The sequence below is a fragment of the Streptomyces sp. BL1 genome (assembly GCF_057628045.1).
In genome coordinates, this window is record NZ_JBXYWZ010000002.1 from 4,416,191 (window position 1) to 4,442,347 (window position 26,157).

Consider the following 26,157-nt stretch of genomic DNA (forward strand, 5'->3'; position numbering starts at 1 on the left):
CCGGTCCGCCGAGCTCCTGCCGGTCCGCTGAGCTCCTGTCTGTCCGGCGGGCTCCCGTGGATCCGGTCCCGGTCCGCCGGGGCCGGGGGTCCACTGCGCCGCGGACAAGGCAGACTGCCTCCACACCCTGTGGGTAACCGGGTGCCATGGTGACCCGGAAAGCGCGGAGAGGAACTGCAGACGTGAGTGGCGGCGGCGGGACAGTGGCAATGGTGAGCAGGGACTCGGCCCCCGAGGACCCCCTCGGTACGGCACCCCTGCGGCACCGCGCGCTGGACGCCTGGGCCGCCTCCCCCGCCCGGTTCCGGGAGGACGCCAACGCCGAACAGGAGCTGGTCCTCGGCGGATACCGCGACCGGCTCGTCGTCGAGCTCGCCCAGAACGCCGCCGACGCCGCCGCGCGTGCCGGCGTCCCGGGCCGGCTCCGGCTGACCCTCGGCGAGGACACGCTGGTCGCCGCCAACACCGGCGAACCGCTGGACGCGGCAGGCGCCGAATCGCTGTCCACCCTCCGCGCGTCCGCGAAGCGCGACACCGTTCCCGGCCAGGGGAACGGCGCCGACGGGGACTCCCGTACCGGCACCGTCGGCCGGTTCGGCGTCGGCTTCGCCGCGGTGCTCGCCGTCAGCGACGAACCGGCCGTCGTCGGCCGTACGGGCGGCATCCGCTGGTCCCTGACCGACGCGGCCGAACTCGCCCTGGAACGCGCCCGCGAGGGGTCCGCGCCGGACCTCGCCGACGAGCTGCGCCGCCGCGACGGACACGTACCGCTGCTGCGGCTGCCGCTGCCCGCCGAGGGCATGGCGCCCGAGGGCTACGACACGGCGGTCGTCCTCCCGCTGCGGGACCCCGCGGCGCGGGAGCTGTCGGAGCGGCTGCTCGCCGCCGTCGACGACGCGCTGCTGCTCACCCTTCCGGGCCTCACCGAGGTCGTCGTCGAAACCCCTGACGGGGTACGGACCCTGACGAGGGCTCAGGACGGCCCCTACGTGAGGGTGTCGGACACCGCGGCCGAGGCCCCGACCCGGTGGCGGACCGCCACCGACGGCGGCGTCGTCGACGACGCGCTCCTCGCGGACCGGCCCGTCGAGGAACGCCGCCGCCCCGAATGGTCCGTGACCTGGGCCGTGCCGGTGGACGAGGACGGCGCCCCGGTGCCGCCCCGTACGACGCCCGTCGTGCACGCGCCGACGCCCACCGACGAACCGCTCGGCATCCCCGCGCTGTTGATCGCCTCGCTGCCGCTGGAGCCGACGCGGCGGCACGTCGCGCCGGGACCGCTGGCCGACTTCCTGCTGCACCGCGCGGCCGAGACGTACGCCGCGCTGCTCCGCGACTGGCGGCCGCGCACCACCGGCACCGTCGCGCTCGTTCCCGGCCCGCTCGGCAAGGGCGAACTGGACGGGCAGCTGCGCGGACTGCTGCTGGAACGGCTGCCGGACGTCCCGTTCCTGGCGGGCGCGGCCCCCGGCGAGGCCGGGGAGAACGGCGAGGACGGCGGCCCCGCCGTGCTCCGGCCGCGCGACGCGGAGATCGCCGAGGGGGCGGGCGCGGAGACCGTGGCCGTCCTCGCGGAGCTGTTCCCCAGCCTGCTGCCCGCCGGCCTCGAACGCCGCACGGAACTGCGCGCGTTGGACGTCGCCCGGGTGCCGCTCGGCGAGGTCGTCGACCGGCTCGCCGGCGTCGAACGGAACCCCGAGTGGTGGGAGCGGCTCTACGACTCGCTGGCCGGGGTCGACCCGGACCGGCTCACCGGGCTGCCCGTGCCGCTGGCCGACGGGCGGACCACCATCGGCCCCCGCCAGGTGCTGCTCCCGCTGCCCGACGCGGCCACCGACGCCGAACAGCTCGCCCGCCTCGGCCTGAAGGTCGCGCACGCCGACGCCGTGCACCCGCTGCTGGAGAAGCTCGGCGCCTCTTCCGCGACACCCCGCGCCGTCCTGACGACCCCTCAGGTGCGGGCCGCCGTCGCCGCTTCGCTCGACGAGGGCGACACCTGGGACATGGACGGCGAGCAGTCCCTCGACCCCGACGAGCTCGCCGCGACCGTGCTCGGCCTCGTCCGGGACGCGCAGCTCGCCCCCGGCGACGAGCCCTGGCTGGGCGCCCTCGCCCTCCCCGACGAGGACGGCGAACTCGCCCCCGCGAGTGAACTGGTCCTCCCCGGCAGCCCCTTCGAGCGCGTCATCCGTGAGGGCGAACTCGCCGCGTGCGACGCGGACCTCGCCGCCACGTGGGGCGAACAGCCCCTGACCGCCGTCGGGGTGCTGGCCGGGTTCTCCCTCGTCCGCGCCACGGACGTCGTCCTCGACCCGGACGAACTGGAGCCGCGCGACACGGACTCGGCGTACACCGAGCCGGACGACGCGGGAGTGCTGGACGCCGTCGACGTGTGGTGCGAGGACGTCCTCGACCAGCTGCCGGACACCAGCGTGCCGCCGGTCGCCGCCGAACTCGTCGCCGTACGCGACCTCGACCTCGTCGACGACGACTGCTGGCCCGAGGCGCTCGCGATGCTGTCCCGGCCGCCCCTGAGGGACGCGCTGACCGCCCCCCTACGGGTACTGCTGCCCGACGGCGTCACGGAGTCCGTCCGCCCGTACACCGCCTGGTGGCTGCGCGGCCACCCCGTACTGGACGGCCGGCACCCGGCAGGGCTGCGCGCCGCCGGCACCGACTCGCTGCTGGCGGGGCTGTACGAGGAGGCCGACGCGTCCAGCGTCGGCGACCCGCAGGTGCTGCGGGCCCTCGGCATCCGCACGACCGCCGCCGCACTGCTGGAGGAGCCGGGCGGCGCGGCCGAACTGCTGACCCGGCTCGCCGACCCCGCGCTGGACGTCACCGCGGCTCAACTCCTCGGCCTGTACGGGCTGCTCGCGGACCTCGACCCCGCGGGCGTCACGCTGCCCGACGAACTCCGCGCCGTCCTCGCCCCCTCGGGCGAGGTCCTGGTCGCCGACGCGGGCGAGGCCCTCGTCGCGGACGCCCCCGACCTGACGGCCCTCGCGGGCGAGCGGCCCCTGCTGCCGGTGCGCCCGGACCGGGCCGCGGACCTGGCGGCGGTGCTCGACGTACGGCGGCTCGGCGACGTGCTCCCGGGCGCGGTCTCCGGCGAGGGCACGGAGCGGCCCGTCCCCGGCGCGGTCCACGACCTGCTGCCGGGCGCCCCGGCGACGTACAGGGAGCACGACGAACTCCTCGTCGACGGCGTCGAACTGGACTGGCGGCTCACCCCCGACGGCGTCCTGCACGCCGCCACCCTGGAGGGCGTCGCCGCGGGCCTCGCCTGGGCGGCCGGCGCGTGGTCCCGCCGCTTCGAGGCGGCAGCCCTCCTGGAGGACCCCACCCGGGCCGACGAACTCGCCCGCGCCCGCTGGTTCGACTGACCGGCCTTCGGGGCCGCGGGCTCACATACGGCGGTTGCGCAGGAGATGGGCCGTGAGGGTCAGGAGGGCCGCGGTCAGGAGTACGTAGACGGTCGTGTCCGTCCACTGCATGGTCCAGTAGTCGCCCAGCGGGTCGGCCTCGGAGTACGTGGCCATGACGTTGTCCTGGCGCAGGGTGTCCCCGAACACGTACAGCTCCTGGGGTGCGGTGGCCCGGCGGAAGAAGCTCAGGACGAACCCCACTCCGCTCACCGCGACCAGGGTCACGGCCATGGCCGGCAGGACGCGACGCAGCAGCAGTCCCGCGGTCGTGCCCACGGTGAGGCCGAAGAGCGCGGCGGTCATGGCCCGCGGGCCCGCGCCGTCGATGACGAGACTCGTCTGCCAGCGGGCGAATTCGAGGTTGCTCGCCGTGAAGCCTGTCAGCGGGCTCTGCCACCAGGTGTAGAGCACCACGAGGGCACCGGTCAGGAGGAGGGTGCTCAGGGCCGCCAGCCCGTAGCGGGAGGCGAACCACTGCGCCCGGCCCGTGTCCTGGGCCAGCACGAGGCGGTGCGTGCCGAGTTCGGCCTCCCGGCCGAGCAGCGGGGCGCCCCAGAACATGCCGATCAGCACGGGCAGCACCATGTTCAGCATGGCGAGCGGGAACGACGGGGCCATGAAGAGGTAGTCGAACGCGTTGTACGGGCACTCGTGGCCCGGGTTCACGCAGCTCTGGAGCAGCCCGTCGCGCAGGCCGAGCGTCAGCTGTGTGTACCACCACGACGCGCCCACCGCGCACAGCAGCACCAGCCCGGCCCCGGTGAGGATCACGCCGCGCTGGCCGCGCCAGCCGAGCCAGAGGAGGCCCTTCAGGCGCGGGTCCACGCGGATCCCCTTCGGGCGGAGGGACGTTCGGAGCGAGTCCAGGGTCATACGGCGGCCTCCTCGGCCGTGGCGGGGGCGCGGAGGTAGCCGAGCAGGATCTCCTCCAGGCTGGGCTGCTCGACCACCCAGTCCTCACCGGTGTCCGCGCGGGGCTCCTCGCCCTCCGGGGGCTCCGCGTCGCCGGGGTCCGTGTCCCCCGTCCACACCAGCGCCGTGAACTGCCGCCCCGCCGTGCGGGAATGGACGACGCCGGACGGTTCCCCCGTGTCCGTCCTGCCGGTAACGAGGGTGTGCTCGGCGCGCAGGGCGTCCGTGTCGTCGGCGAGGACGACCTGGCCCTCGTCGAGGAGCAGCACGTGCTCGCAGGAGTGCTCGACGTCGGCCAGCGTGTGGGAGGACAGCACGACGGTGACCTCGCGTTCGGCCGCCTCCGCCATGAGCGTTCCCATGACCTCCTCGCGTACGAGGGGGTCGAGGTCCGTCAACGGCTCGTCCAGCAGCAGGAGTTCGGGCTGCTTGCCGAGAACGAGGGCGAGCGCGACACGGGTGCGTTCACCGCCGACGAGGGAGCCGACGCGGTCCGTGAGGGGAATGCCGGCGGCGCGGACGACGCGCTCGGCTGCCGACTGGTCCCATGTGGCGTTCAGTTCGCGGCCCAGGCGCAGGGTGTCGGCGACGGTGAAGTTGGCGTACAGCGGCTTGTCCTGCGCGAGGAACCCCGTACGGCGGCGGGCCTCCCGCGTACCGGCCGGCGCGCCGAAGATCCGGATCTCGCCCTCCGTCGGCCGCCGCAGGTCGGCCGCCAGCTGGAGGAGGGTGCTCTTGCCCGCCCCGTTCGGCCCGACCAGGGCGGTGACGCGGCCGGCCGGGAGGGCGAACTCGCAGTCGCGCAGGGCCCAGTCGCCGCCGCGCGAGCCGCGGAAGCCGAGTCCGGTGGCCTCCAGCGCCGCGGGCGGCCGCTCGTGGAGCTCGGGATCGGATGTCATGCGTCCCCCTGTCCGGTGTGGGTCCGGTCGTTCGGTCGGTCGGCCGGCGCGTCGCCGCCCCGCCGGGCGAGCGCGTCGGCGAAGAGCGCGCGGATGTCGTCGAGGTCCAGCCCGGCCCGGGCCGCCCGCACCATCCAGTCGGCCAGTTCGGCACGGAGGGCGGAGTCGGCGTCCGACTCGGGGCGCGCGAGGGAGCGGCGTACGAAGGTGCCGAGGCCGCGCCGGGCCGCGACGAGACCGGAGTGTTCCAGCTCGCGGTACGCCTTCAGCACGGTGTTCGGGTTGACGGCCGTGGCGGCGACGACTTCCTTGGCCGTGGGCAGCTTGTCGCCGGCCTGCAACGTGCCCATCCGCAGGGCCTGTTCGGTCTGCTGGATGATCTGCTTGTACGCGGCGACGCCACTGCGCCGGTCGATCCGGTACTCGATCACGTCGCCCTTCCATGCTTTCACTAGTTGATTAGTGGAAGCATGGTGCGGAAGTGACGCCGGGGTCAAGGCGTTCCGGTGGACGGATACGCTCGCCGTGGACCGATACAGCCGACCGCAAGGAGCGACCCCGTGGCCGCACAGGAGGCGTTCACCGAGGCGCGCGCCCGTACGCTGCTGGCCGCGGCCGGTGAGGACGCGGCCGGTTCCGAGCTGCTCGCGCTGGGCGAGAACGCGGTGTTCGGCACCCCTGACGGCGGGCCCGTCGTCCGCGTGGGCCGGGCCGACCCGGAGCTGGTCGTACGGGCAGAGCGTGAACTCCGCGTCGCCGCCTGGCTCCAGGCCCGCGGCGTCCCCGCCGTACGTGCCGTCCGCACCGGGGTGACCCTGGTCGAAGGGCACCCCGTCACCTACTGGGAGCGGCTGCCCGCCCCTGAGAGGGCCGCCCGGCCCGTGGACCTCGCCGGTCTGCTCCGGCAGGTGCACGCGCTGCCCGAGCCCCCGTTCCGGCTGCCGCCGCGCGACCTGCTGTCCGGGGTCGAGCGCTGGCTGCGGATCGCGGGCGACGCGATCCCGCCGCGGGACGCGGCGTATCTCCGGGCCCGCCGGGACGACTTCGGCGCCGCCGTACGGGAGCTGAAGCCCGCCCTGCCGCCGGGCCCCATCCACGGGGACGCGCTGCCGCGCAACGTACAGGTCACCTCGGACGGTCCGGTCCTGGTCGACCTGGAGACCTTCTCCTCCGATCTGCGGGAGCACGACCTCGTGGTGCCGGCCCTCAGCCACGACCGGTACGGCGTCCCGGACGCGGAGTTCGCCGCGTTCACCGAGACGTACGGGTGGGACGTGCGGGACTGGGAGGGCTGCGCCCTGCTGCGCGGCGCCCGGGAGACGGCGAGCTGCGCGTGGGTCTCCCAGCACGCCCCCGGAAACCCGGCCGCGGCAAGGGAGTTCGCCCGCCGCGTGACCTCGCTCCGCGAAGGCGACCAGAGCGTGCGCTGGTACCCCTTCTAGAGCGGCCCCTTCCCGCCGGGCTGTTCCTTCAGGCGGGGAAGCGCCGGGCCACCACCCGCCACGCCAGCTCCAGCAGCACAGCGGCGGCCGCGGCGACGGCGACAGCCGTCCACGGCATGACCGAGCCGATCAGCTTGAGCGCGAAGAAGTCCTGGAGCCACGGCGTCACCAGCACCACCAGGAAGCCGAGCCCCATCACGGCGACCAGCCCCACCCGCCACCACGTGTAGGGCCGCGCCACGATGGCGAGCACCCACATGGCGATGAGGAACAGGGTCAGCGTCGCCACGCTGGTCTCGGCGTCCAGCGCGTCCGGGCCCGTGTAGTGGTGCCGGGCCAGCAGGTACGTACCGAACGTGGCGGCGCCCGCGATCACCCCGGCCGGTACGGCGTACCGCATCACACGCCGGACGAAGTGCGGCTTCGCGCGCTCCCTGTTGGGGGCGAGGGCGAGAAAGAAGGCGGGCACGCCGATGGTGAGGGAGGAGAGCAGCGTGAGGTGCCGGGGGAGGAACGGGTAGGGCACCTGCCAGCAGATCACGAGGACCGCGAGCAGCACGGAGTAGACGGTCTTGGTGAGGAAGAGGTTGGCGACGCGTTCGATGTTGCCGATGACGCGGCGGCCCTCGGCGACGACCGAGGGCAGCGTGGCGAAGCTGTTGTCGAGCAGCACGATCTGCGCGACGGCCCGGGTCGCCTCGGATCCCGACCCCATGGAGACGCCGATGTCGGCGTCCTTGAGGGCGAGTACGTCGTTGACGCCGTCGCCGGTCATGGCGACGTGGTGGCCGCGGGACTGCAACGAGCCGACCATGTCCCGCTTCTGCCGGGGCGTGACCCGTCCGAACACCGAGCCGGACTCCAGCTCCCGGCCCATCTCGTCCTCCCCGCCGGGGAGTTCGCGCGCGTCCACGGGGTGCTGCGCTCCGGGCAGGCCCAGTTTCCCGGCGACGGCACCGACCGACACCGCGTTGTCGCCGGAGATGACCTTGGTGTCGACCTGCTGCTCGGCGAAGTAGTCGAGGGTGTCGCCCGCGTCGGGCCGCAGCCGCTGCTCCAGTACGGCCAGCGCCACGGGCCGTGCGGCACGTACCGCGGCCGCCGCGGACGGGTCGCCTTCCGTACGGGCCAGCAGCAGCACCCGCAGCCCCTGCGCGTTCAGTTGGCCGATGCCGTCGAGTACGGGATGGTCCGGCGCGAGCAGCACGTCGGGGGCGCCCAGCAGCCACGTACCGCTGGTGCCGTCCGGCTCGTCGAGGACCGCGCCGCTGTATTTGCGGGCCGAGGAGAACGGCAGCGCCTCCCTGAACCGCCAGCCGTCCGGCGCCGGATACGCCTCGACGAGGGCGAGGAGGCTGGCGTTCGGATGCGGGTCGGAGTCGCCGAGGGCGCCCAGCACCCGCTCCACGTGGGCCAGTTCGGCTCCGTCGAGGGGCCGCACCTCGGTGACGTCCATGCCGCCCTCGGTGAGGGTGCCCGTCTTGTCGAGGCAGACGACGTCGACGCGGGCCAGCCCCTCGATCGCGGGCAACTCCTGCACCAGGCACTGCTTCCGCCCCAGCCGGATCACCCCGATCGCGAAGGCGACGGAGGTGAGCAGCACCAGACCCTCGGGGACCATCGGCACGATGCCGGCGACCATGCGGCGGACCGCCTCGCGCCAGTCGTTGTGCTCGATGACGAGCTGCGAGACCACCAGGCCGAGCGCGGCCGGGACCATCATCCAGGTGATGTATTTGAGGATCGTGCTGATCCCGTTGCGCAGTTCGGAGTGGACGAGGGTGAAGCGGGACGCCTCCTCGGCGAGCTGCGCCGCGTACGCCTCCCGGCCGACCTTCGTCGCGGTGAAGGCGCCGCCGCCCGCGACCACGAAGCTGCCCGACAGCACCTGGTCGCCGGCCTGTTTGGCGACGGCGTCGGCCTCGCCGGTCAGCAGCGACTCGTCGATCTCCAGCCCCTCGGCCTCGGTCACCTCGCCGTCGACGGGGCACTTGTCGCCGGGGCCGAGCTCGATGAGGTCGCCGAGCACGATCTCGTGGGTGTGCACGGGGCCGCTGACGCCGTCGCGGCGCACGACGGGCCGGGTCTCGCCGAGCACGGCGAGGCTGTCCAGGGTCCGCTTGGCCCGCAGCTCCTGGAGGATGCCGATGAGCGTGTTGGCGACGATGACGAAGCCGAACAGGCCGTCCTGCAGCGGCCCGACGGCCAGGATGATCAGGAAGAGCACGCCGATGATGGCGTTGAACCGGGTGAAGACGTTGGCCCGCACGATGTCCGCCACGGAGCGGCTGCTGCGGACGGGAACGTCATTGACCTCGCCGCGCGCGACCCGGTCCGCGACCTGAGCCGCGCTGAGGCCCCGCCGGGCCAGGTCTGCCGTATCGGCGGTCTCCGTCATGCAGTCGACGGTACGGAGGAACGGGACGTACCGCCCGGAGCTCGCGGCCGATCGGCGGGAAGCGGAACGGGCGGGCCGTACCGCGTGTCAGCGGGCGGGAAGCAAGGGGCGCGCGGTGCGCCGACGGCCGTACCGGGCGCGTCAGTTGTGGCCGGGCGTGTCCTGGCCGGCGCCGCTCTCCGGGTGCGCCCCGCCCGCGGTACCGGTGGCGTCCGGGGTGCCCGTGGCGGCGGGGTCCGTCCCGGCCTTGCGGATCGCGGCGTCGCGGCGGCGTACGTACCAGATGCCGATGACCCCGAGGCCCGCGCCGGCCGCGCAGGTCCACACCCACCAGGTGTGCCCGTGGTCGGCGAACCAGCCGTAGAAGGGGAGCTGGCCGAGGAACAGCGCGAGCCACAGCAGCGTGCCGACGGTGGTGGTCGCGACGACCGGACCCTCCAGCGGCTCCGGTGCCTCGCGCTCACCGCTCGTCCACTTGTCCATGAGGCCCATGGCCACGGCTCCCTCCAGGCCAGCCCGTGCGGCTGGATCGTCCCGCCCCAGCGTACCCAGGGGACAGCGGGGTCTACGCGCGAAGATAGCGATCACAATGGTTGTTTGTTCATACTGATCTGCGTTGTATCTGACTGGAATGCATCGTGGGATGCTCCAATCTGATCTGTACTGACGCCATCTTTCACACGCTTCGAGGTCCGCATGTCTCCTTCGGCCGCCTCGGTCGAGGACGGGAAGCCGTCGGCTCCCGCCCCCCAGCCCCAGAATCCTCTGGACCGCTTCTTCAAGATCACCGAGCGCGGCTCCACCGTGCCCCAGGAGATCCGCGGAGGCCTCGCCACCTTCTTTGCGATGGCGTACATCATCGTGCTGAACCCGATCATCCTCGGGGCCGGCACGGACAAGTACGGGCATCAGCTCGACAACACCCAGCTCGTCACCGCCACCGCGCTGATCGCCGGACTCACCACGGTGCTGATGGGCGTCATCGGCAACGTCCCCATCGCGCTGGCCGCGGGCCTGGGCATCAACGCCGTGGTCTCGCTCCAGCTCGCCCCGCAGATGTCCTGGCCCGACGCGATGGGCATGGTCGTGCTCGCGGGCATCGTGCTGATGCTGCTCGTGGCCTCCGGTCTGCGGCAGCGGGTGATGGACGCGATCCCGAACGGGCTGCGCCGCGCGATCGCCATCGGCATCGGCCTGTTCATCTCGCTCATCGGTCTGGTCGACTCCGGCTTCGTCAGCCGTAACCCGGACTCCGCGAAGACCACCGTGCCGCTCGGGCTCGGCGAGGGCGGTCAGCTCCAGGGCTGGCCGGTGCTGGTCTTCGTGCTCGGCCTGGCGCTGATGTACTTCCTGCTCGTACGGAAGACCAAGGGCGCGATCCTCATCGGCATCGCCGTGATGACGGTCGTCGCCATCGTCATCAACTCGGTCGCGAGCATCCCGGACGCCAAGTGGGGCCTGGCCGTCCCGCACATCCCCGACTCCGTCGTCAGCACCCCGGACTTCGGGCTCGTCGGGAACATCAGCCTCTTCGGCGGGTTCAAGGAAGTCGGCCTGCTGACCGGCTGCCTCTTCGTCTTCACCGTGCTGCTGTCCGGCTTCTTCGACGCGATGGGCACGATCATCGGCGTCGGCGAGGAGTCCGGCCTGGCCGACGAGAACGGCCAGCTGCCGCGCATGGGCCGGATCCTCTTCCTCGACGGCGTCGGCGTCGCGGGCGGCGGCTTCGGCTCCTGCTCGGCGAACACCTGCTTCGTCGAGTCCACCGCCGGCGTCGGCGAGGGCGCGCGCACCGGTCTGGCGAACGTGGTGAGCGGTGCGCTCTTCCTGCTGGCGCTGATCTTCACGCCGCTCGCGACCGTCGTCCCGTCCCAGGCGGCCACCCCGGCGCTGCTCGTGGTGGGCTTCCTGATCCTGTCCTCGAACGTGCGGGACATCGACTGGGGCGACCCGTCGGTCGGCATCCCGGCGTTCCTGACGATGGTGTCGATGCCGTTCACGTACAGCATCACCAACGGCATCGGGATCGGCGTGCTCGCCTTCATCGTGCTGCGCGCCGCGACCGGCCGGTTCCGTCAGGTGCCGTGGCTCCTGCACGTCGTCGGCCTGTGCTTCCTCGTCTACTTCCTGCTCAACCCGATCGAGCAGCTCATCGGGGCGAAGTGACCTGAGGGACAGTCAGGGGACGGGCGGTCCGTAGAATCGTTCCGTCTCGTCGACGGACGCCTTGAAGCGCTCGTCGAAGTCATCGCGAATGAGCGTCCGGACGACATAGTCCTGGACGCTCATTCCGCGTTTGGCGGCGTGCTCGTGCAGTCGCTCGAACAGGTCCTGCTCCATACGCAGGCTGAGCACCTTCGACGTCGTATCGGTCATACGATCCACGGTGTCCGGTGGAGCCGGGACCATGTGTCGGTTTTCTGTACGGGCTCACTCGTACGTGTGAGCCGAGGTCCGGAGTGCCGTATCCGGGTGTTCCTTAGACCAGGTAATGAGTTACTCTAATAACCATGCCGGACCCGGAACACCCCGAAAACGCCGACGACATGGACGACACAGCCGCGGTGAACGCCCTGCGTTCCGCCGTGATGCGGCTGTCGCGGCGGCTGAAGCACCAGCGGGTCGACGAGTCGCTGAGCCCCACCGAGATGTCGGTGCTCGGCACCCTCGCCCGCTGCGGCACGGCCACTCCCAGTGAGCTGGCCCGCAAGGAGCACGTCCAGCCGCCGTCCATGACCCGCATCGTGGCGATGCTGGAGTCCAAGGGCCTGGTCCGGCTCGAGCCGCATCCCGAGGACCGCCGCCAGAAGGTGGTCACCCAGACCGAACAGGCCGAGTCGATGCTGGCCGCCAGCCGCGAGAAGCGGAACGCCTGGCTCTCCGAGCTCACCGGCCAGCTCGACGAGGACGAGTGGGCACGGCTGCGCGCGGCCGCGCCCGTCCTGGAAAAGCTCGCGCATTTGTAAGGAGCAGCACACCGCAGCCGAGGAGGCGAAGCCGTAGTGAGTACGGGCCACGGAGCAGACTCCGCACCCGCACCCCGAGACGACGACAAGAAGACGACGGCGGATCAGCGGCCGGACGGCCGGAGGCAGAAGCCCTCGATGTTCAGCTCGTTGAGGGTCCGGAACTACCGGCTCTTCGCCATGGGGCAGGCCGTCTCCAACACCGGCACCTGGATGCAGCGCATCGCCCAGGACTGGCTGGTGCACAGCCTCACCGGCTCGTCCACGGCCGTGGGCATCACGACGGCGCTGCAGTTCCTGCCGATGCTCCTCTTCGGGCTGTACGGCGGGGTCATCGCCGACCGCTGCGACAAGCGGAAGCTGCTCTTCGTCACCCAGTCCGTGATGGGCCTGACCGGTATCGGGCTCGCCGTGCTGACCCTCAGCGGCCAGGTGCAGGTGGCGCACGTGTACGTGCTGGCCTTCGTGCTCGGACTCGCCACGGTCGTCGACAATCCGGCCCGGCAGACCTTCGTCTCCGAGATGGTCGGCCCGGACCAGATACGCAACGCCGTCTCGCTCAACTCCGCGAACTTCCAGAGCGCCCGCATCGTCGGGCCCGCCGTGGCCGGTGTGCTGATCTCCGCGGTCGGCAGCGGCTGGGCCTTCCTCTTCAACGGGCTGTCGTTCCTCGCCCCGCTCACCGGGCTGCTGCTGATGCGCACCGGCGAACTGCACGTCAGCGAGCCGCTGCGGCGCGGCAAGGGCCAGCTGCGGGAGGGGCTCAGCTATGTGCGCAGCCATCCCGAACTGCTGTGGCCCATCGTGCTGGTGGGCTTCGTCGGCACCTTCGGCTTCAACTTCCCGATCTGGCTGACGGCCTTCACGGACGGCGTCTTCAACGAGGGCGCCGGTACGTACGCGCTGCTCAACACGCTGATGGCGGTCGGCTCCGTGGTCGGCGCGCTGCTCGCGGCCCGGCGGGGCACGACGCGGATGCGGCTGATGGCGGGCGCCGCGCTGCTGTTCGGCGTGCTGGAGATGGCGGCCGCGCTCTCGCCGTCGTACTGGCTCTTCGCCGCGCTGATGGCCCCCATCGGGATCATGGGGCTGACGTTCAACACGACGGCGAACGCGAGTGTGCAGATGGCCTCCGACCCCGTCATGCGGGGCCGGGTCATGAGCCTCTACATGATGGTCTTCGTCGGCGGCACGCCGATCGGCGGTCCCGTCATGGGCTGGGTCACCGACGCGTACGGGGCGCGGGCCGGCTTCCTGCTCGGCGGGATCATCTCCGCCGTGATCGCCGGCGCCGTGGGGCTGGTCCTCGCCCGGGCCAGCGGGCTGCGGGTACGGGTGCGGCCCTCGGCGCCGTACGTCCGCTTCGTTCCGGTGGCGGCCAAGGCTCCGGAACGTGAGCGCGAGGCGGCGGCGAGCCGGTAGCCGAGCCGGTAGAAAGTGACCATGAGGCTGTTCGCAGCGGTGCTGCCCCCGCACGGTGTCCTCGGTGAACTCGAAGCCGCCGTGCGGGCGTTGCCCGCCACCGAGGCGCTGCGCTGGAGCGAGCGCCGCAACTGGCACCTCACCCTCGCCTTCTACGGGGAGGTGCCGGAGGACACGCAGGACGAGCTGCGGGAGCGGCTGGCCCGGGCCGCTGCCCGCACCCCCGCGCCGCGGCTGGCACTCGACGGCGGCGGGCACTTCGGCAGCCGCGCCCTGTGGGCCGGGGTGGCGGGCGACCGGGACGGGCTGGACCGGCTCGCGGCGCGGGCCACCGCCGCGGGGCGGCGGGCCGGGCTGGACATGGACCCGCCCGGCAGGTTCCGCCCGCATCTCACCGTGGCCCGGGCGCCCCGGAAGGGGCCGCCCGTGACCCTCGGCCCGTACCTGGAGGAGCTGGACCGCTTCCACGGCACACCGTGGACGGTGACGGAACTCACGCTCGTACGCAGCCGGCTCCCCGGCAGCGGCGTGCCCGGGGAGCAGCCGCGCTACGAGCGGGTGGCGGGCTGGGCGCTGGAAGGATGACCGGTCCGGTTACGGTGGGGGCTGTGAATACCAAGACCAGGACGCGGATCGTGACCGGTGCGCTCTTGTTGATGTTCGTCGTCGTGGCCGTCGCGGCGGCGTTCGGACAGTAGGCCCGACCGCCGCCGCCACGGCGTCACCAGCGCTTCGAGGTCACCCGCGCCACGGCATCACCAGGCGAAGGCCTCCGGGGTGGGGCCGGGGCCCGGGAAGATTCCGTCGAGCGAGGCCAGCAGCTCGTCGTCGAGCTTCAGCTCCACCGCGCGCAGCGCCGACGACAGCTGTTCCGCCGTGCGCGGACCGACGATCGGGCCCGTCACGCCCGGCCGCGTCAGCAGCCATGCCAGCGCGGTCTCGCCGGGCTCCAGACCGTGCTTGTCCAGCAGGTCCTCGTACGCCCGGACCTGCTCGCGCACCTGCGTGTTCGCCAGCGCGCCGGCGGACCTGCCCGTTCCCGTACGGCCCGCGCCGCCCTGCTTCTCCTTGCGCAGCGCGCCGCCGAGCAGCCCGCCGTGCAGCGGCGACCAGGGGATGACGCCCAGGCCGTACTCGCGTGCCGCAGGGACGACCTCCATCTCGGCCCGCCGCTCCGCGAGGTTGTAGAGGCACTGCTCGCTGACGAGGCCGTACGAACCGCGGCGGGCGGCGGTCTCGTTGGCCTGCGCGATGTTCCAGCCGGCGTGGTTGCTGGAGCCCGTGTAGAGCACCTTGCCCTGCTGGACGAGGACGTCGATCGCCTGCCAGATCTCCTCCCACGGCGTACGGCGGTCGACGTGGTGGAACTGCAGCAGGTCGATGTGGTCGGTACCGAGCCGCTTCAGGCTGCCCTCGACGGAGCGGCGGATGTTCACCGCGGACAGCAGGTCGTGGTTGGGCCAGGGGTTCTCGTGGGGCGCCATGTTGGCGTACAGCTTGGTGGCGAGGACGGTCTTGTCGCGGCGGTCGCCGCCCTTCGCGAACCAGCTGCCGAGGATCTCCTCGGTGCGGCCCTTGTTCTCGCCGAAGCCGTAGACGTTGGCGGTGTCGAAGAAGTTGATGCCGGCGCCGAGCGCGGCATCCATGATCGCGTGACTGTCGGCCTCGTCGGTCTGCGGACCGAAGTTCATCGTGCCGAGGACGATGCGGCTCACCTTCAGGCCGGTGCGGCCCAGCTGTGTGTACTTCATGGCTGTTCAGCCAAGTCGTTCGAGTGGGCTCTAAGCAAGGGCCCTTCGGGGGAGGGCGCCGTGTCGTGTGTCCCGCGAGGGTGCTTGGCGGCTGCGGCCCTGCTTCGCGGGCGTTTGCGCAGTTCCCCGCGCCCCTTATCTTGCGCAGTTCCCCGCGCCCCTCAGTAGTTGTTGAAGCCTGCTGTGCGCAGGGAGTCGTAGGCCTCCCGTACCCGTGGGGGGACGGGCTGCGGGACGGTGTGGCCCAAGGCCGGGTATTCGATGATGCGTTGGAGCTCGCCGACGAGGACGTCCACGATCAGCTTCGCGTGGCTGCCCGCGGCCACGAGATGGTCGTCCAGGTCGCCCGGGGGAGAGGCGCACACCAGCTCGGTGTCCGGCCACTGCCTGCGTGCCGTCGCGTACGGCCGGCGCTCCAGCTTTGACACCAGCAGCACCGAGCGGGGCGCGAGCCCCGCCTCCTCCAGCAGGCGGCGGGAGAACGCGATGTTCTCCCCGGTGTTGGTGGCGTGCGGCTCCACCAGGACGGCCTCGGCGGGAACGCCGAGGGAGACCGCGTGCTCGCGGTAGTGCTCGGCCTCGCCGCGGGGGAAACGGGCCGCCGTGAGCGGGGTGTTGCCCCCGGTGAACAGCAACAGCGGGGCCAGGCCCGCGTGGTAGAGCCCGGCACAGCGGGTGGCGACGTCCAGGTCGTACGTCCCCAGTCCGACGGCCACGTCGCAGCGGCGCGGCTCGTGGCCCAGCAGGTGGTACTCCCAGATCAACCGGGCCTGCCGGCGCTGCTCCCGGGACACGCCCGCGCCGCGGGTGCCCGTCTCCTGTGCGCTGTCCATCCGCTCCATTCTGCGCGAACGAAACGTGTGGCACCGCCCGTTACCCGAAAGCGTGAATAGCCGTTCCGCACAATCGAATTCACATTTGATCACCGAACCGGTCTCCCCGGGAGCGGCCTGCATGTCCTTCGAAAACAGGAACGTCAGCCGATCGCGGCAACACGGCGTCGTTGAAAGAGATAACTTGCCTACCCCGCTACGAACCCGGCCCGTAGAGAAGTGCGCCGCGGCCGGGATCCGATTCATGGAACGGTGGTCATGGTGCTCATTCATCCGGCCGCTTCGGTCTCGCCCGAGGCCGAGCTGGCGGAGTCGGTGCAAGTCGGTCCGTTCGCTGTCGTCGAGCCGGGCGCCCGGGTGGGAGCGGGGGCCGTCATCGAGGCGCACGCCGTGGTGCACGGTGCCGCCGACCTCGGCCCGGGGGTCCGGGTGGGGGTGCACGCCGTGGTGGGCGGCGACCCGCAGGACCTCTCCTTCGACCCCAAGGTGCCCACCCGCGCCGAGGTGGGGGCCCGCACGGTGCTCAGGGAGGGCGCGACCCTCCACCGGTCCACCCGGGAGGACGTGCCCACCCGGGTCGGCGCCGGCTGCCTGCTGATGGGCAACACCCACACCGCGCACGACTGCCTGATCGGCGACGGCGCCGTCATCAGCCAGGGCACGGCGCTCGGCGGCCACGTCGTCGTGGAGGACCAGGCGGTGCTCGGCGGCGCGGTGGCGGTGCACCAGCACGTACGGATCGGCCGGCTGGCCATGGTGGGCGCCGCGTCGAAGGTCACCCAGGACGTCCTGCCGTACACGCTCGTCGACGGTTCGCCCGCGCGGCACTGGCGGGTGAACCTCATCGGGATGCGCCGCAGGGACCTGGCGGCGGCCGAACAGGCCGCGATGCGCCGGGCTTTCCTGGCACTGCAGCGCGGCGAGCCGGACATCGAATGCGACGAGAGCGACGACGGCAGCCCCGTGCGCGCCCTGCTGGACTTCCGCGCCGCGCCCTCCCAGCGCGGTATCGCCGATTTCGGCAGGCGCGAGCGGCTGGCGCGAAAGGCGGATGCGTAATGAGCTGGACCCTGGGCGAGTTGGCCGAGGAATTCGACGGGAAACTCGTCGGCCCCGCGGATTTCGAAGTGCGTCCGGTGCCCGCCGATGTGGAGGATCCCGGCGGCATCGCCTTCTGTGAGAACAGCCGCTATCTGAGCCGGGCCACCGGAGTCGGCGCCGTGCTGCTTCCCGAGCATCTGTCGACCGCTGAAAAACCGTATGTGCAAGTCGCCGATCCGCGGGAGGTGTTCGCCCGCATGCTGAAGGATCTGGAGCGGCCCCTGCCGCTGGCCGAGGGCGTCCATCCGACGGCCGTCGTCGACCCGGAGGCGTACGTCGACCCGTCCGCGTCCGTCGGCGCGTACGCCGTCGTCGAGCGGGGCGCCGTCGTCAACGCCGGTGTCCGCGTCTACCCCTTCACATACGTGGGCGAGAACTGCGTCGTCGGCGCCGGCAGCGTGCTCTATCCGCACGTGGTGCTGTACCAGGACGTACGGCTCGGCGAGGGGTGCGCCGTGCATCCGGGCGCCGTGGTGGGCACCGAGGGCTTCGGCTTCGCCCGCGACGGGGACGGCTGGCGGAAGGTGCCGCAGGTCGGGGACGTACAGGTCGAGGACGAGGTGGAGATCCGCGCGCTGGCCTCCGTCGAGCGGGCGAACAGCGGCACGACGCGCATCTGCCGGGGCGCCAAGATCGGCAACCTCGCGCACGTCGGCCACAACGTCCGCATCGGCGAACAGGCCCTGATGGTGCCGATGTCGGGGATCGCGGGGAGCTCCGTACTCGGCGACCGGGCCGTGCTGGGCGGCGGCGCCGCCGTGGGCGACCACGTCACCGTCGCCGAGGGCGCGCAGCTCGGCGCGCGCGCCCTCGCCACCCGGGACATCCGCGAGCCGGGCACGTACGTGGGGCAGCCGGCGCGGCCGCTGCGGCAGCAGTACCGGGTGGAGGCGCTGCTGCCGCGGCTCCAGGAACTCTTCGACCGCGTACGCGAATTGGAGCAGGCCCTGCCCGCGCAGCGCGACCCCGCACAGGAGCAGCCCGAGGAGGGGCGATGAGCTTCCGCCGCACAGTCGCACGGCCGCTGGACCTCGAAGGCGTCGGCCTGCACTCCGGCAAGCCGGTCGAGATGACGGTCGCGCCCGGTGACGACGGCATCGCCGTGACGTACGGGCCGCACCGCGTTCCCGCCGTCCCCGCCGAGGTCACCGGCACGGCGCGGTGCACCAGGCTGGGCCAGGTCTCCACGGTCGAACATCTGCTGAGCGCGCTGGCCGGGGTGGGCGTGACCGACGCCGAAATCACCGTCTCCGCACCGGAGATCCCCGGCTGCGACGGCAGCGCCCTCGTCTTCGCCGACGCGCTCATCGGCTGCGGGATGCGGCGTCTCGCACCCCGTACGGCGCCCCGGCTGCGGCACACGGTCGAGTACGAACAGGACGGCACCCGGATCCGGGTGAGCCCCGGGACGGGCCGCTGGCAGTGCACGTACGACCTGGGCGCCCGCTGGCCGGGCGCGCAGACGGTCGCCGCGTGGCTGCCGGAGGAGTACGCGGAACTGGTGGCGCCCGCGCGGACGATCGTGCTCGCCGAGGAGATGGAGGCCGCCCGGCAGCAGCAGTTGGGCCGCGGGCTCGACGAGGGGTCGGTCGTGGTGATCGGCGAGCAGGGGTACGCGGGCCCGGTCCGCTTCCCCGACGAGCCGGCGCGGCACAAGCTGCTCGACCTCATCGGCGATCTCTATCTGTCCGGACTGCCGGTGCACGCGCTGGACGTGGAGGCCTACCGGTGCGGCCACACGGCGAACCTGCGGGTGGCACACATGCTCGCGGAGGCGGTGCGGCGGACCTGACGGCCGCGGCTGGTGGAGACTGTGCACATGTCTCAGCTAGTGCGTCAGCTTGTGCGTGTGCGCCGTGGTGCCGTGGTCCTCGCCGTCGCGGGGGCGGCCCTGACCGTTCCTGTCCAGGCGGCTCCGGCCGTCGCCGCCGCGGCGGACGACAGCCCGTCCTCCTTCACCCTCGACGACCCGCGGATCACCGAGTCCAGCGGCATCGCCGCCAGCCGTGCGCACAAGGGCGTCTACTGGACGCACAACGACTCCGACGACGGCCCGTACGTGTACGCCGTCGACAGCCGTACCGGCAAGACTGTCGCCCGGGTCACCCTGCAGGGCGTCGACCCCCGTGATGTGGAGGCCATTTCGGTCGGCCCGGACGGCGATGTGTACGTCGGCGACATCGGCGACAACCTGGGCGGCGAATGGCCCGAGGTGTGGATCCACCGCTTCCACGAACCGGAGGAACTGCACGACCAGACAGTCGACACGACGAGCTACACGGTGCGGTACGCCGACGGGCCGCGTGACGCCGAGTCGATGATGGTGCACCCCCGTACGGGACGGGTCTACATCGCCAGCAAGAGCAGCGAGGGCAAGGGCGCGATCTACGAGGGCCCCGCGGAGATGTCGGAGTCCGGAGTGAACACGTTCCGCCGTATCGCCCGTACCGATGTGTGGGCGTCCGACGGGGCGTTCTCGCCGGACGGCACACGCCTCGTCCTGCGCAGCTACTTCAACGGCAAGATGTACGACTGGAGCGCCGGCGCCCCCTCGCCGCTGGGCAGGGTCACCGTCCCCATGCAGGGGCAGGGCGAGTCGGTCACCTTCGCACCGGACGGCCGGACGCTCATGTACGGGTCGGAGGGCGAACGCAGCACTGTCGAACCCGTGGAACTGGACGGCAAGTTGCTGCCGAAGAGCGCCGCGCACGAGAAACAGGACGACGGTTCACAGGACGGCGCTCAGGGCGGACAGAACGACGACGCGCAGAACGACGGCAAGGGCGGCGCCGGGGACAACGCCTTCGTGAAGGCGGGCGTCACGTTCGCCGTGGCCCTCGGACTGTGGATTGTCCTCAAGAAGACCTTCACCAGGCGTCGTTCGGACTGACGCGCGCGGCGGGCTAAGGGGCGCTCCGGCCGGGCTCTGCCTCGGTGCCGCCCTTCCCGCCGGTGTCGCGCTTTCCCTCGATGAGGGTGGCGAAGCCGTCCAGCAGGGGGCGGAGGCCGAAGTGCATCGCCTCCTCGCCGCTCATCGAGTAGGAGTCCTCGTCCATCACTGACAGCCGGGGGAAGCGGCCCTCCGCCATGGCCCGCTCCATGTACGGCAGTTGGGCCGACCAGAACTCCTCGTCGGTGACCCCCGACTGCTGCGCCGCCTCGCTGGCCAGTACATGCGAACGGGCCGAGCCCTGCACGTAGTTGTCGATGGCGACCAGGATGCCGATCTTCTCCCGGCCGCTCAGGCCGAGGCCCTCCAGCGGGATGAGGGCCAGTTCGAGCCCGTTCATGGCGCCCGGGCCCAGCAGCGGGCGGGCCTGATTGACCTGGAGCAGCCAGGGGTTGCCCGTGTAGAGCGCCCACGAGCCCTCCGCGATCAGCTCCAGCGCCGCACGCCAGCCGAGCGAGCGGAACGTCTCCGCGTCCTCGGCCGGGCTGTTGACGTGGTCGACCATCAGGTCCAGCAGGACGCCCTTGTTGGGCACGTACCGGTAGAGGGACATCGTGCCGACGCCGAGCTCGGTGGCGACCCTGCGCATCGACAGCGCCGGCAGTCCCTCCCGGTTGGCGATGCCGATCGCGGCGGTGACGATCCGGGCCGGCGTGAGCCCGGGCTTCGGCCCCCGCCCCGGCGGCTCCCCGGTGCCCCACAGAAGGTCGAGGCTGCTGGTCAGATGGCCGCCCGCGGCGTGTTCCGTACTCATGGTGACCGCCATCCTAAATCCCCTTGCACGGAACTGCGTAGGGTGTACGCTTTTAAAAGTGAGTACAGCGTACCCAGTTTTTGGGCTCCGGGATCGGCAGCTTCCGGCCGCGGGAACAGCGGCCACAACAGACAGGGGAGAACCGTGACTTCGACTCATCCGGCGGCCGCGGGCGGCACGCCGGGGGCGTACTCGGTCGTCGCCGAGGGACTGCGCAAGACGTACGGCGACAAGCACGCGCTCGACGGCCTCGACCTCGCCGTACCCCGCGGCACCGTGCACGGCCTGCTCGGCCCGAACGGCGCGGGCAAGACCACGGCGGTGCGCATCCTCGCCACCCTCAGCCGGTCCGACGGGGGCCGCGCGCTCGTCGCCGGGCGGGACGTGTCGAAGGAGCCGCGGCAGGTGCGCCGGCGCATCGGCCTGACCGGGCAGCATGCGGCGGTCGACGAGATCATCACGGCCCGGCAGAACCTGGAGATGTTCGGCCGGCTCTTCCACCTCGGCGGCGCGCGGGCGAAGAAACGCGCGACGGAACTGCTGGCGCAGTTCGGCCTCGCGGAAGCGGCCGGCCGGCAGCCCAAGGACTTCAGCGGCGGCATGCGGCGCCGGCTCGACCTCGCCGCCAGCATGCTCCTCGCACCCGAGGTGCTGTTCCTCGACGAGCCCACCACCGGCCTCGACCCGCGAGGGCGCAGCGAAGTGTGGGAAGCCGTACGGGAGTTGGCGGCGAACGGCACGACCGTGCTGCTGACCACGCACTATCTGGACGAGGCCGACAAGCTGTCCGACCGGATCTCCGTCATCGACCGCGGCCGTACCGTCACCGACGACACCCCGGCCGGCCTCAAGCGGGCCATCGGCGGCGACCGCATCGAGGTCGTCGTCAGCGAGGCGGGCGCGCTGACGGAAGCGGCGAGGGCCGTCGCCCGGGTCGCCGCGGACGGCGCCGAGCCCGAGACGGACACGGGGGAGCTGCGCGTCCACGCCCCCGTACCGGTCGGCGGCGGCGTGCCCGCGCTGACCGAAGTCGCCCGCGTACTGCAGGAGTCGGGCATCTCCTGCGAGGACATCGGGCTGCGCCGGCCCACGCTCGACGAGGTCTTCCTGACCCTGACGGGGCACGGCGCCGCCGACAGCGCGGCGGCCGGCAAGACGGACGAGAAGCAGGGGGTCAGCGCATGAGTACGGACACCGGCACGGACATCGGCTCGGGGGCCGGTACGGGGACGGGCGCGGGCGGCGTGGGCACGGGGCCCGGGTCCGGCTCTGGCTCCGGGGCCGGGGTCGCCGGGGACGTGGCACCCCCGGACGGGCGGCGGATGTACTGGGCCGTCGCGGACTGCTGGACCATCGTCCGCCGCGACCTCACCCACCTCACCAAACAACCCTCGCTGATCGCCTGGCAGCTGGGCTTCCCCATCGTCTCGGTGCTGCTCTTCGTGTTCGTCTTCGGCAGCGCGATGGACGTCGGTGAGGGCGTGGACTACAAGGACTTCGCGATGCCCGGCATGTTCGCGATGACCATGGCCTTCGGGTTCATGAACACCGCGATGGCCGTCGTCATCGACAAGGAGCGCGGCGTCACCGACCGCTTCCGCTCCCTGCCGATGGCGCCCTCCGCGGTGGTCACCGGGCGCGGCGTCTCCGACGTCCTGCACGCCGCGCTCGACCTGGCGGTCCTGGCGGCCATCGCCCTTGTGGTGGGCTGGCGTTCGGACGGCGGGCCGCTCGCGACGCTGTACGCGTTCGCGCTGCTGCTCCTGCTGCGGTTCTCGCTCATCTGGGTCGGCGTGTGGATCGGCCTCATCACCCCCAACCAGGAGGCCGCGGGCAACCTCTTCGCCGTCGCCTTCCCGTTCGGCATGATCTCCAGCGTGTTCACGCCGCCGTCCGCGATGCCGGACTGGCTGGGCGCGATCGCCATGTGGAACCCGGTGTCCGCGACGGCGAACGCGGTCCGCGACCTGTACGGCAACCCGCTGCCGACGGGCGGCAGCTGGATCGAGCAGAACTCCGCGCTGATGGCGGTGGTCTGGCCGCTGATCGTCACCGCCGTCTTCCTCCTCCTGGCGGTCCGCAAATTCCAGTCCCTCAACACGTGAAGCGCTACCGCGCAGGGACCGCCCAGGCCCACGTGACGGCCCGCCTTTTCGCGGGGCGGAGGCCGCCCCCTCTCCTCGCCACAGCGGTACGTGCTCCGCACGGGGGGCGGCCCGGCGGTATGAACGCGAGCCGCGCACAGACCGCCGACCGGGCCCGCGGGGGCCTCTTCCCGCTGCGGCGGGAGGGGAGTTGCGGGTCGGGCGGGGTGGGCGCCCAGGGGGTCGAGTCGGCGGGTCTGCCCGGCCCGTGCTGGTCAGCCTCTCCGCCGCAGCGGGACGTGCTCCGCACGGGGCGGGTCGGTGGTGTGAGTGCGGGGTGCGCGTAGACCGCTGGGCGGGGGTCTGGGGCGGGACGGGGAAGGGGCCCGGGCACTTGGTGTCCGGGCCCCTTCACGTGCGTCGCGGCCCGCCCAGCCCGCGGGCACCGCACAGCGCGTAGCGTTACCGCGTTATCGCGTTACAGCTTCTCGATCACGTAGTCGATGCAGGCCGTCAGGGCCTCCACGTCGGACGGCTCGACCGCCGGGAACATGGCGACGCGCAGCTGGTTGCGGCCCAGCTTGCGGTACGGGTCGGTGTCGACGATGCCGTTGGCCCGCAGGACCTTGGCGACCTGCGCCGCGTCGATCGCGTCGTCGAAGTCGACCGTGCCGACGACCTGCGACCGCTGCGCCGGGTCGGTGACGAACGGCGTCGCCTGCTTGGACTCCTCGGCCCAGCCGTACAGCGCGCGCGACGACGTCGCGGTGCGGCGCACCGCCCAGTCCAGACCGCCCTGGCCGTTCAGCCACTCCAGCTGGTCGTTCAGCAGGAACAGCGTGGAGAGCGCCGGGGTGTTGTACGTCTGGTTCTTGCGGGAGTTGTCGATCGCCGTCTTCAGGTCGAAGAACGCCGGGATGTGCCGGTCGGACGCGGCGATCCGCTCGGCGCGCTCGATCGCGGCCGGCGAGAAGACGCCGATCCACAGGCCGCCGTCGGAGGCGAAGGACTTCTGCGGGGCGAAGTAGTAGACATCCGTCTGGGAGATGTCGACCGGCAGGCCGCCCGCGCCGGACGTCGCGTCGACGAGCACCAGGGCGTCGTCGTCCGCGCCGGACACGCGCTCGATCGGCATCGCGACGCCGGTCGAGGTCTCGTTGTGGGTGAGGGCGTACACATCCACGCCCTGTTCGGCCCGCGCTGCCGGGTGCGTACCCGGCTCGGACTTGATCACGGACGGGGCGTCCAGCCACGGCGCCAGCTCGGCGGCCTTGGCGAACTTCGACGAGAACTCGCCGAAGGACAGGTGCTGCGACTTGGTCTGGATCAGACCGTGTGTCGCGATGTCCCAGAAAGCGGTGGAACCACCGTTTCCGAGCACCACTTCATACCCCTCGGGGAGCTGGAACAGCTCCTTCACTCCGTCACGCACCTTGCCGACCAGGTCCTTGACCGGGGCCTGGCGGTGTGACGTGCCGAGCAGAGAGGTACCGGTGGCAGCCAGGGCGCTGAGCGCCTCCGTACGCACCTTGGACGGGCCCGAGCCGAATCGACCGTCGGCGGGCTTGATGTCAGCGGGAATCTGGAGATCAGCCACGCGGGCAGCCTAGTGCGTCCCCCCTGCTCCGCGGTACACGGTCCGTACGTCGAGACGCGGACCGGCACACGGTTGCCGTACGAACGCCCTGCGTACGCGGGGTGTGTTCGGGCCCGCTGCGGTTCGCGCCGAGGTGCGGCCCAGCGGTGCGATGCCGGGTGTGTGGTAGCTTGCGAACGCCAGTCGACCCCTGTCACCAGGCGGTTCGTACAAGGGAATCCGGTGGGAGTCCGGAGCTGACGCGCAGCGGTATGGGAGCTGGGCGAGTACAGGCCACTGGAGCACGGAAGCTCCGGGAAGGCGCTCGTCCGTACACGATCCCGAGCCCGAAGACCTGCTGGCCGCAAGAGGCCGCCGGGCTCCGCGCATGAGCCCCCGACGGAAAAGGGACCATGGCGCTATTCCGCCACCGCAGCCGCCGCCGCGCGCTGTCCATATCCGTGCTGATACCTGTCGTTCTCGGCCTGGTCGCGTCCTGCGGCGCCCAGGGCGGAACGGATCCGGAGGGGAAGGGCGCGGACAAGGCCGCCCCCGCCGGATACCCCAAGAAACTGGACAACTGCGGGCAGAAAGTGAAAGTTGAGCGGCCGCCGACGCGCGCCGTGTCCCTGAACCAGGACTCCACCGAGCTCCTGCTCTCCCTCGGCCTCGGCGACCGGATCGCGGGCACCGCGACCTGGACCGACCCCGTACTGCCCGAACTGAAGAAGGCCAACGCGAAGATCCCGCGGCTCGCCGACAACAACCCGTCCTTCGAGCGGGTGCTGGACAAGGAGCCGGACTTCGTCTCCGCCACCTTCGAGTCCACCCTCGGCAAGGGCGGCGTCGCCCGCCGCGGCGACTTCGAGAAGCTCGGCGTCCCCACGTACGTCTCCCCGGCCGACTGCGAGGGCAAGACCACCGCGGGCGGCGGCGACGGCTCCCGTACGAAGCCGCTCACGGTGGAGACCGTGTACGGCGAAATCCGCGACCTCGCCGAGGTGTTCGGCGTGGAGAAGCGCGGCGAGAAGCTGATCGGCCGGCTCAAGGCGCGGGAGGCGAAGGCCACCGAGGACGTGAACGCCTCGGACGCCCGGCTGATGTACTGGTTCGCCAACTCCGAATCGCCCTATATGGCGGGCTGCTGCGGCGCACCCGGCGCGATCAACCGCGCCGTCGGCGCGAAGAACGTCTTCGACGACACCCGCCAGGAATGGCCGCAGGTCAACTGGGAGGACGTCGCCGACCGCAACCCCGACATGATCGTTCTCGGGGATCTGACACGGAAGCGGGAGACCGCCGAATCCGCGAAGCAGAAGATCGAGTTCCTGGAGTCGAACCCCGTGACACGGCACATGGAGGCCGTGAAGAAGAAGCGGTACGTGCTGCTGAGCGGGGCCGCGATGAACCCGTCCGTACGGCTGCCGGGCGAAGGCGTGGAGAAAGTGGCCGCGGGACTGCGGAAGTTCGGGCTCGACAAGTGAGGGGACTTCCGAGGGGACTTCCTGTGAAGCGGGCGCCCTCCGGGGAGGGGGCCGGGGAGGTGTCCGGTTCGTCCGGTGAGGGGGCCGGGGCGGACCCGTCCGGTTCGCCCGCGTCCGGGCTTTCTGCGGCCGGGGCTTCCGTGTCCGGTTCGGCTGC

General features: G+C 71.9%; 23 protein-coding genes and 1 riboswitch. Of the genes, 13 read left to right on the plus strand and 10 right to left on the minus strand.

From position 1 onward, the window contains the following. The first annotated feature begins 209 nt into the window (after positions 1–209). A complete protein-coding gene (locus AC3AGO_RS19535; RefSeq protein WP_487821502.1) occupies positions 210–3,386 on the plus strand; it encodes a sacsin N-terminal ATP-binding-like domain-containing protein in 3,177 nt (1,058 codons plus the stop codon). A 21-nt stretch (positions 3,387–3,407) separates the two neighbouring features. Here the strand turns inward: AC3AGO_RS19535 and AC3AGO_RS19540 are convergent, their stop codons facing one another. From AC3AGO_RS19540 to AC3AGO_RS19550, 3 genes are read right to left on the minus strand one after another with little or no spacing between them, the layout of a single operon-like run. After that, positions 3,408–4,253, minus strand: a complete 846-nt coding sequence (locus AC3AGO_RS19540; RefSeq protein WP_487821503.1) for a transporter — start codon at positions 4,251–4,253, stop codon at positions 3,408–3,410. Between the two features lie 44 nt (positions 4,254–4,297). Next, entirely contained in the window at positions 4,298–5,239 is a 942-nt protein-coding gene (locus AC3AGO_RS19545) for an ATP-binding cassette domain-containing protein (RefSeq protein WP_487821504.1), read from the minus strand. Next, positions 5,236–5,670 (minus strand): GntR family transcriptional regulator, encoded by a 435-nt coding sequence (locus AC3AGO_RS19550; protein WP_487821505.1) that lies wholly within the window; start codon positions 5,668–5,670, stop codon positions 5,236–5,238. The genes AC3AGO_RS19545 and AC3AGO_RS19550 overlap by 4 nt, the downstream gene beginning before the upstream one ends. 129 nt (positions 5,671–5,799) lie before the next feature. On the opposite strand from AC3AGO_RS19550, the gene AC3AGO_RS19555 reads away from it, so the two are divergent. Further along, positions 5,800–6,681: a phosphotransferase enzyme family protein gene (locus AC3AGO_RS19555; RefSeq protein WP_487821506.1), complete on the plus strand. Its 882-nt coding sequence runs from the start codon at positions 5,800–5,802 to the stop codon at positions 6,679–6,681. 28 nt (positions 6,682–6,709) lie between these two features. Here the strand turns inward: AC3AGO_RS19555 and AC3AGO_RS19560 are convergent, their stop codons facing one another. Further along, positions 6,710–9,079, minus strand: a complete 2,370-nt coding sequence (locus tag AC3AGO_RS19560) for an HAD-IC family P-type ATPase (RefSeq protein WP_487821507.1) — start codon at positions 9,077–9,079, stop codon at positions 6,710–6,712. Between the two features lie 141 nt (positions 9,080–9,220). Next, positions 9,221–9,562 carry a DUF2530 domain-containing protein gene (locus AC3AGO_RS19565; RefSeq protein WP_487824719.1) on the minus strand — a complete coding sequence of 114 codons (342 nt, stop codon included), beginning with the start codon at positions 9,560–9,562 and terminating at the stop codon, positions 9,221–9,223. A 213-nt stretch (positions 9,563–9,775) separates the two neighbouring features. On the opposite strand from AC3AGO_RS19565, the gene AC3AGO_RS19570 reads away from it, so the two are divergent. After that, a complete protein-coding gene (locus AC3AGO_RS19570; RefSeq protein ID WP_487821508.1) occupies positions 9,776–11,245 on the plus strand; it encodes an NCS2 family permease in 1,470 nt (489 codons plus the stop codon). A 12-nt stretch (positions 11,246–11,257) separates the two neighbouring features. On the opposite strand, the gene AC3AGO_RS19575 is transcribed toward AC3AGO_RS19570, so the two are convergent. Next, complete coding sequence (locus AC3AGO_RS19575) at positions 11,258–11,455, minus strand: ribbon-helix-helix protein, CopG family (RefSeq protein ID WP_487821509.1); 198 nt, start codon at positions 11,453–11,455, stop codon at positions 11,258–11,260. Between the two features lie 134 nt (positions 11,456–11,589). Between AC3AGO_RS19575 and AC3AGO_RS19580 the strand changes: the two genes are divergently transcribed. Genes AC3AGO_RS19580 through thpR form a run of 3 tightly spaced genes read left to right on the plus strand, consistent with a single transcriptional unit; the run spans position 11,590 to position 14,052 of the window. Next, positions 11,590–12,045, plus strand: coding sequence for a MarR family winged helix-turn-helix transcriptional regulator (locus AC3AGO_RS19580; RefSeq protein WP_487821510.1), 456 nt, complete (start codon positions 11,590–11,592; stop codon positions 12,043–12,045). Positions 12,046–12,081: 36 nt separating this feature from the next. Beyond that, entirely contained in the window at positions 12,082–13,467 is a 1,386-nt protein-coding gene (locus AC3AGO_RS19585; protein ID WP_487821511.1) for an MFS transporter, read from the plus strand. A 21-nt stretch (positions 13,468–13,488) separates the two neighbouring features. Then, positions 13,489–14,052 carry an RNA 2',3'-cyclic phosphodiesterase gene (gene thpR, locus AC3AGO_RS19590; protein ID WP_487821512.1) on the plus strand — a complete coding sequence of 188 codons (564 nt, stop codon included), beginning with the start codon at positions 13,489–13,491 and terminating at the stop codon, positions 14,050–14,052. Positions 14,053–14,222: 170 nt separating this feature from the next. On the opposite strand, the gene AC3AGO_RS19595 is transcribed toward thpR, so the two are convergent. Together AC3AGO_RS19595 and AC3AGO_RS19600 are read right to left on the minus strand one after the other, a co-directional pair. Continuing rightward, positions 14,223–15,218 carry an aldo/keto reductase gene (locus AC3AGO_RS19595; protein WP_487821513.1) on the minus strand — a complete coding sequence of 332 codons (996 nt, stop codon included), beginning with the start codon at positions 15,216–15,218 and terminating at the stop codon, positions 14,223–14,225. A gap of 161 nt (positions 15,219–15,379) precedes the next feature. After that, on the minus strand, positions 15,380–16,051 hold the full coding sequence (locus AC3AGO_RS19600) for a YdcF family protein (protein WP_487821514.1): 672 nt from the start codon (positions 16,049–16,051) through the stop codon (positions 15,380–15,382). 258 nt (positions 16,052–16,309) lie between these two features. On the opposite strand from AC3AGO_RS19600, the gene lpxA reads away from it, so the two are divergent. Genes lpxA through AC3AGO_RS19620 form a run of 4 tightly spaced genes read left to right on the plus strand, consistent with a single transcriptional unit; the run spans position 16,310 to position 20,042 of the window. After that, positions 16,310–17,110 carry an acyl-ACP--UDP-N-acetylglucosamine O-acyltransferase gene (gene lpxA / locus AC3AGO_RS19605; protein WP_487821515.1) on the plus strand — a complete coding sequence of 267 codons (801 nt, stop codon included), beginning with the start codon at positions 16,310–16,312 and terminating at the stop codon, positions 17,108–17,110. After that, positions 17,110–18,150: a UDP-3-O-(3-hydroxymyristoyl)glucosamine N-acyltransferase gene (gene lpxD, locus AC3AGO_RS19610; protein ID WP_487821516.1), complete on the plus strand. Its 1,041-nt coding sequence runs from the start codon at positions 17,110–17,112 to the stop codon at positions 18,148–18,150. The genes lpxA and lpxD overlap by 1 nt, the downstream gene beginning before the upstream one ends. Then, on the plus strand, positions 18,147–18,944 hold the full coding sequence (locus tag AC3AGO_RS19615) for a UDP-3-O-acyl-N-acetylglucosamine deacetylase (protein WP_487821517.1): 798 nt from the start codon (positions 18,147–18,149) through the stop codon (positions 18,942–18,944). The genes lpxD and AC3AGO_RS19615 overlap by 4 nt, the downstream gene beginning before the upstream one ends. 27 nt (positions 18,945–18,971) lie before the next feature. Then, positions 18,972–20,042 carry a hypothetical protein gene (locus AC3AGO_RS19620; RefSeq protein ID WP_487821518.1) on the plus strand — a complete coding sequence of 357 codons (1,071 nt, stop codon included), beginning with the start codon at positions 18,972–18,974 and terminating at the stop codon, positions 20,040–20,042. Positions 20,043–20,055: 13 nt separating this feature from the next. Here AC3AGO_RS19620 and AC3AGO_RS19625 read toward each other — a convergent pair whose 3' ends face one another. Next, positions 20,056–20,856: a TetR/AcrR family transcriptional regulator gene (locus AC3AGO_RS19625; protein ID WP_487821519.1), complete on the minus strand. Its 801-nt coding sequence runs from the start codon at positions 20,854–20,856 to the stop codon at positions 20,056–20,058. A 144-nt stretch (positions 20,857–21,000) separates the two neighbouring features. Here AC3AGO_RS19625 and AC3AGO_RS19630 point away from each other — a divergent pair, with 144 nt between their 5' ends. Next, positions 21,001–22,041: an ATP-binding cassette domain-containing protein gene (locus tag AC3AGO_RS19630; protein ID WP_487821520.1), complete on the plus strand. Its 1,041-nt coding sequence runs from the start codon at positions 21,001–21,003 to the stop codon at positions 22,039–22,041. A 137-nt stretch (positions 22,042–22,178) separates the two neighbouring features. Further along, the gene (locus AC3AGO_RS19635) at positions 22,179–22,961 is read left to right on the plus strand and encodes an ABC transporter permease (protein ID WP_487824720.1); all 783 of its coding nucleotides are present in this window, start codon (positions 22,179–22,181) and stop codon (positions 22,959–22,961) included. Positions 22,962–23,418: 457 nt separating this feature from the next. On the opposite strand, the gene serC is transcribed toward AC3AGO_RS19635, so the two are convergent. Beyond that, on the minus strand, positions 23,419–24,537 hold the full coding sequence (gene serC / locus AC3AGO_RS19640) for a phosphoserine transaminase (RefSeq protein ID WP_487821521.1): 1,119 nt from the start codon (positions 24,535–24,537) through the stop codon (positions 23,419–23,421). Positions 24,538–24,700: 163 nt separating this feature from the next. Further along, positions 24,701–24,893, plus strand: a riboswitch (cobalamin riboswitch). 36 nt (positions 24,894–24,929) lie between these two features. Between serC and AC3AGO_RS19645 the strand changes: the two genes are divergently transcribed. After that, on the plus strand, positions 24,930–26,000 hold the full coding sequence (locus AC3AGO_RS19645; protein ID WP_487821522.1) for an ABC transporter substrate-binding protein: 1,071 nt from the start codon (positions 24,930–24,932) through the stop codon (positions 25,998–26,000). Positions 26,001–26,157: the final 157 nt, after the last annotated feature.

What these genes read in the sequence shown, in the direction of transcription:
- AC3AGO_RS19545 (WP_487821504.1), bottom strand. Translation starts at nt 5,239, where the DNA reads ATGACATCCGATCCCGAGCTCCACGAGCGGCCGCCCGCGGCGCTGGAG.
- AC3AGO_RS19600 (WP_487821514.1), bottom strand. Translation starts at nt 16,051, where the DNA reads ATGGACAGCGCACAGGAGACGGGCACCCGCGGCGCGGGCGTGTCCCGG.
- AC3AGO_RS19625 (WP_487821519.1), bottom strand. Translation starts at nt 20,856, where the DNA reads ATGAGTACGGAACACGCCGCGGGCGGCCATCTGACCAGCAGCCTCGAC.
- AC3AGO_RS19620 (WP_487821518.1), top strand. Translation starts at nt 18,972, where the DNA reads ATGTCTCAGCTAGTGCGTCAGCTTGTGCGTGTGCGCCGTGGTGCCGTG.
- lpxD (WP_487821516.1), top strand. Translation starts at nt 17,110, where the DNA reads ATGAGCTGGACCCTGGGCGAGTTGGCCGAGGAATTCGACGGGAAACTC.
- AC3AGO_RS19570 (WP_487821508.1), top strand. Translation starts at nt 9,776, where the DNA reads ATGTCTCCTTCGGCCGCCTCGGTCGAGGACGGGAAGCCGTCGGCTCCC.
- AC3AGO_RS19635 (WP_487824720.1), top strand. Translation starts at nt 22,179, where the DNA reads ATGTACTGGGCCGTCGCGGACTGCTGGACCATCGTCCGCCGCGACCTC.
- AC3AGO_RS19645 (WP_487821522.1), top strand. Translation starts at nt 24,930, where the DNA reads ATGGCGCTATTCCGCCACCGCAGCCGCCGCCGCGCGCTGTCCATATCC.
- thpR (WP_487821512.1), top strand. Translation starts at nt 13,489, where the DNA reads ATGAGGCTGTTCGCAGCGGTGCTGCCCCCGCACGGTGTCCTCGGTGAA.
- AC3AGO_RS19535 (WP_487821502.1), top strand. Translation starts at nt 210, where the DNA reads ATGGTGAGCAGGGACTCGGCCCCCGAGGACCCCCTCGGTACGGCACCC.
- AC3AGO_RS19575 (WP_487821509.1), bottom strand. Translation starts at nt 11,455, where the DNA reads ATGACCGATACGACGTCGAAGGTGCTCAGCCTGCGTATGGAGCAGGAC.
- lpxA (WP_487821515.1), top strand. Translation starts at nt 16,310, where the DNA reads ATGGTGCTCATTCATCCGGCCGCTTCGGTCTCGCCCGAGGCCGAGCTG.
- AC3AGO_RS19560 (WP_487821507.1), bottom strand. Translation starts at nt 9,079, where the DNA reads ATGACGGAGACCGCCGATACGGCAGACCTGGCCCGGCGGGGCCTCAGC.
- AC3AGO_RS19615 (WP_487821517.1), top strand. Translation starts at nt 18,147, where the DNA reads ATGAGCTTCCGCCGCACAGTCGCACGGCCGCTGGACCTCGAAGGCGTC.
- AC3AGO_RS19580 (WP_487821510.1), top strand. Translation starts at nt 11,590, where the DNA reads ATGCCGGACCCGGAACACCCCGAAAACGCCGACGACATGGACGACACA.
- AC3AGO_RS19565 (WP_487824719.1), bottom strand. Translation starts at nt 9,562, where the DNA reads ATGGACAAGTGGACGAGCGGTGAGCGCGAGGCACCGGAGCCGCTGGAG.
- AC3AGO_RS19595 (WP_487821513.1), bottom strand. Translation starts at nt 15,218, where the DNA reads ATGAAGTACACACAGCTGGGCCGCACCGGCCTGAAGGTGAGCCGCATC.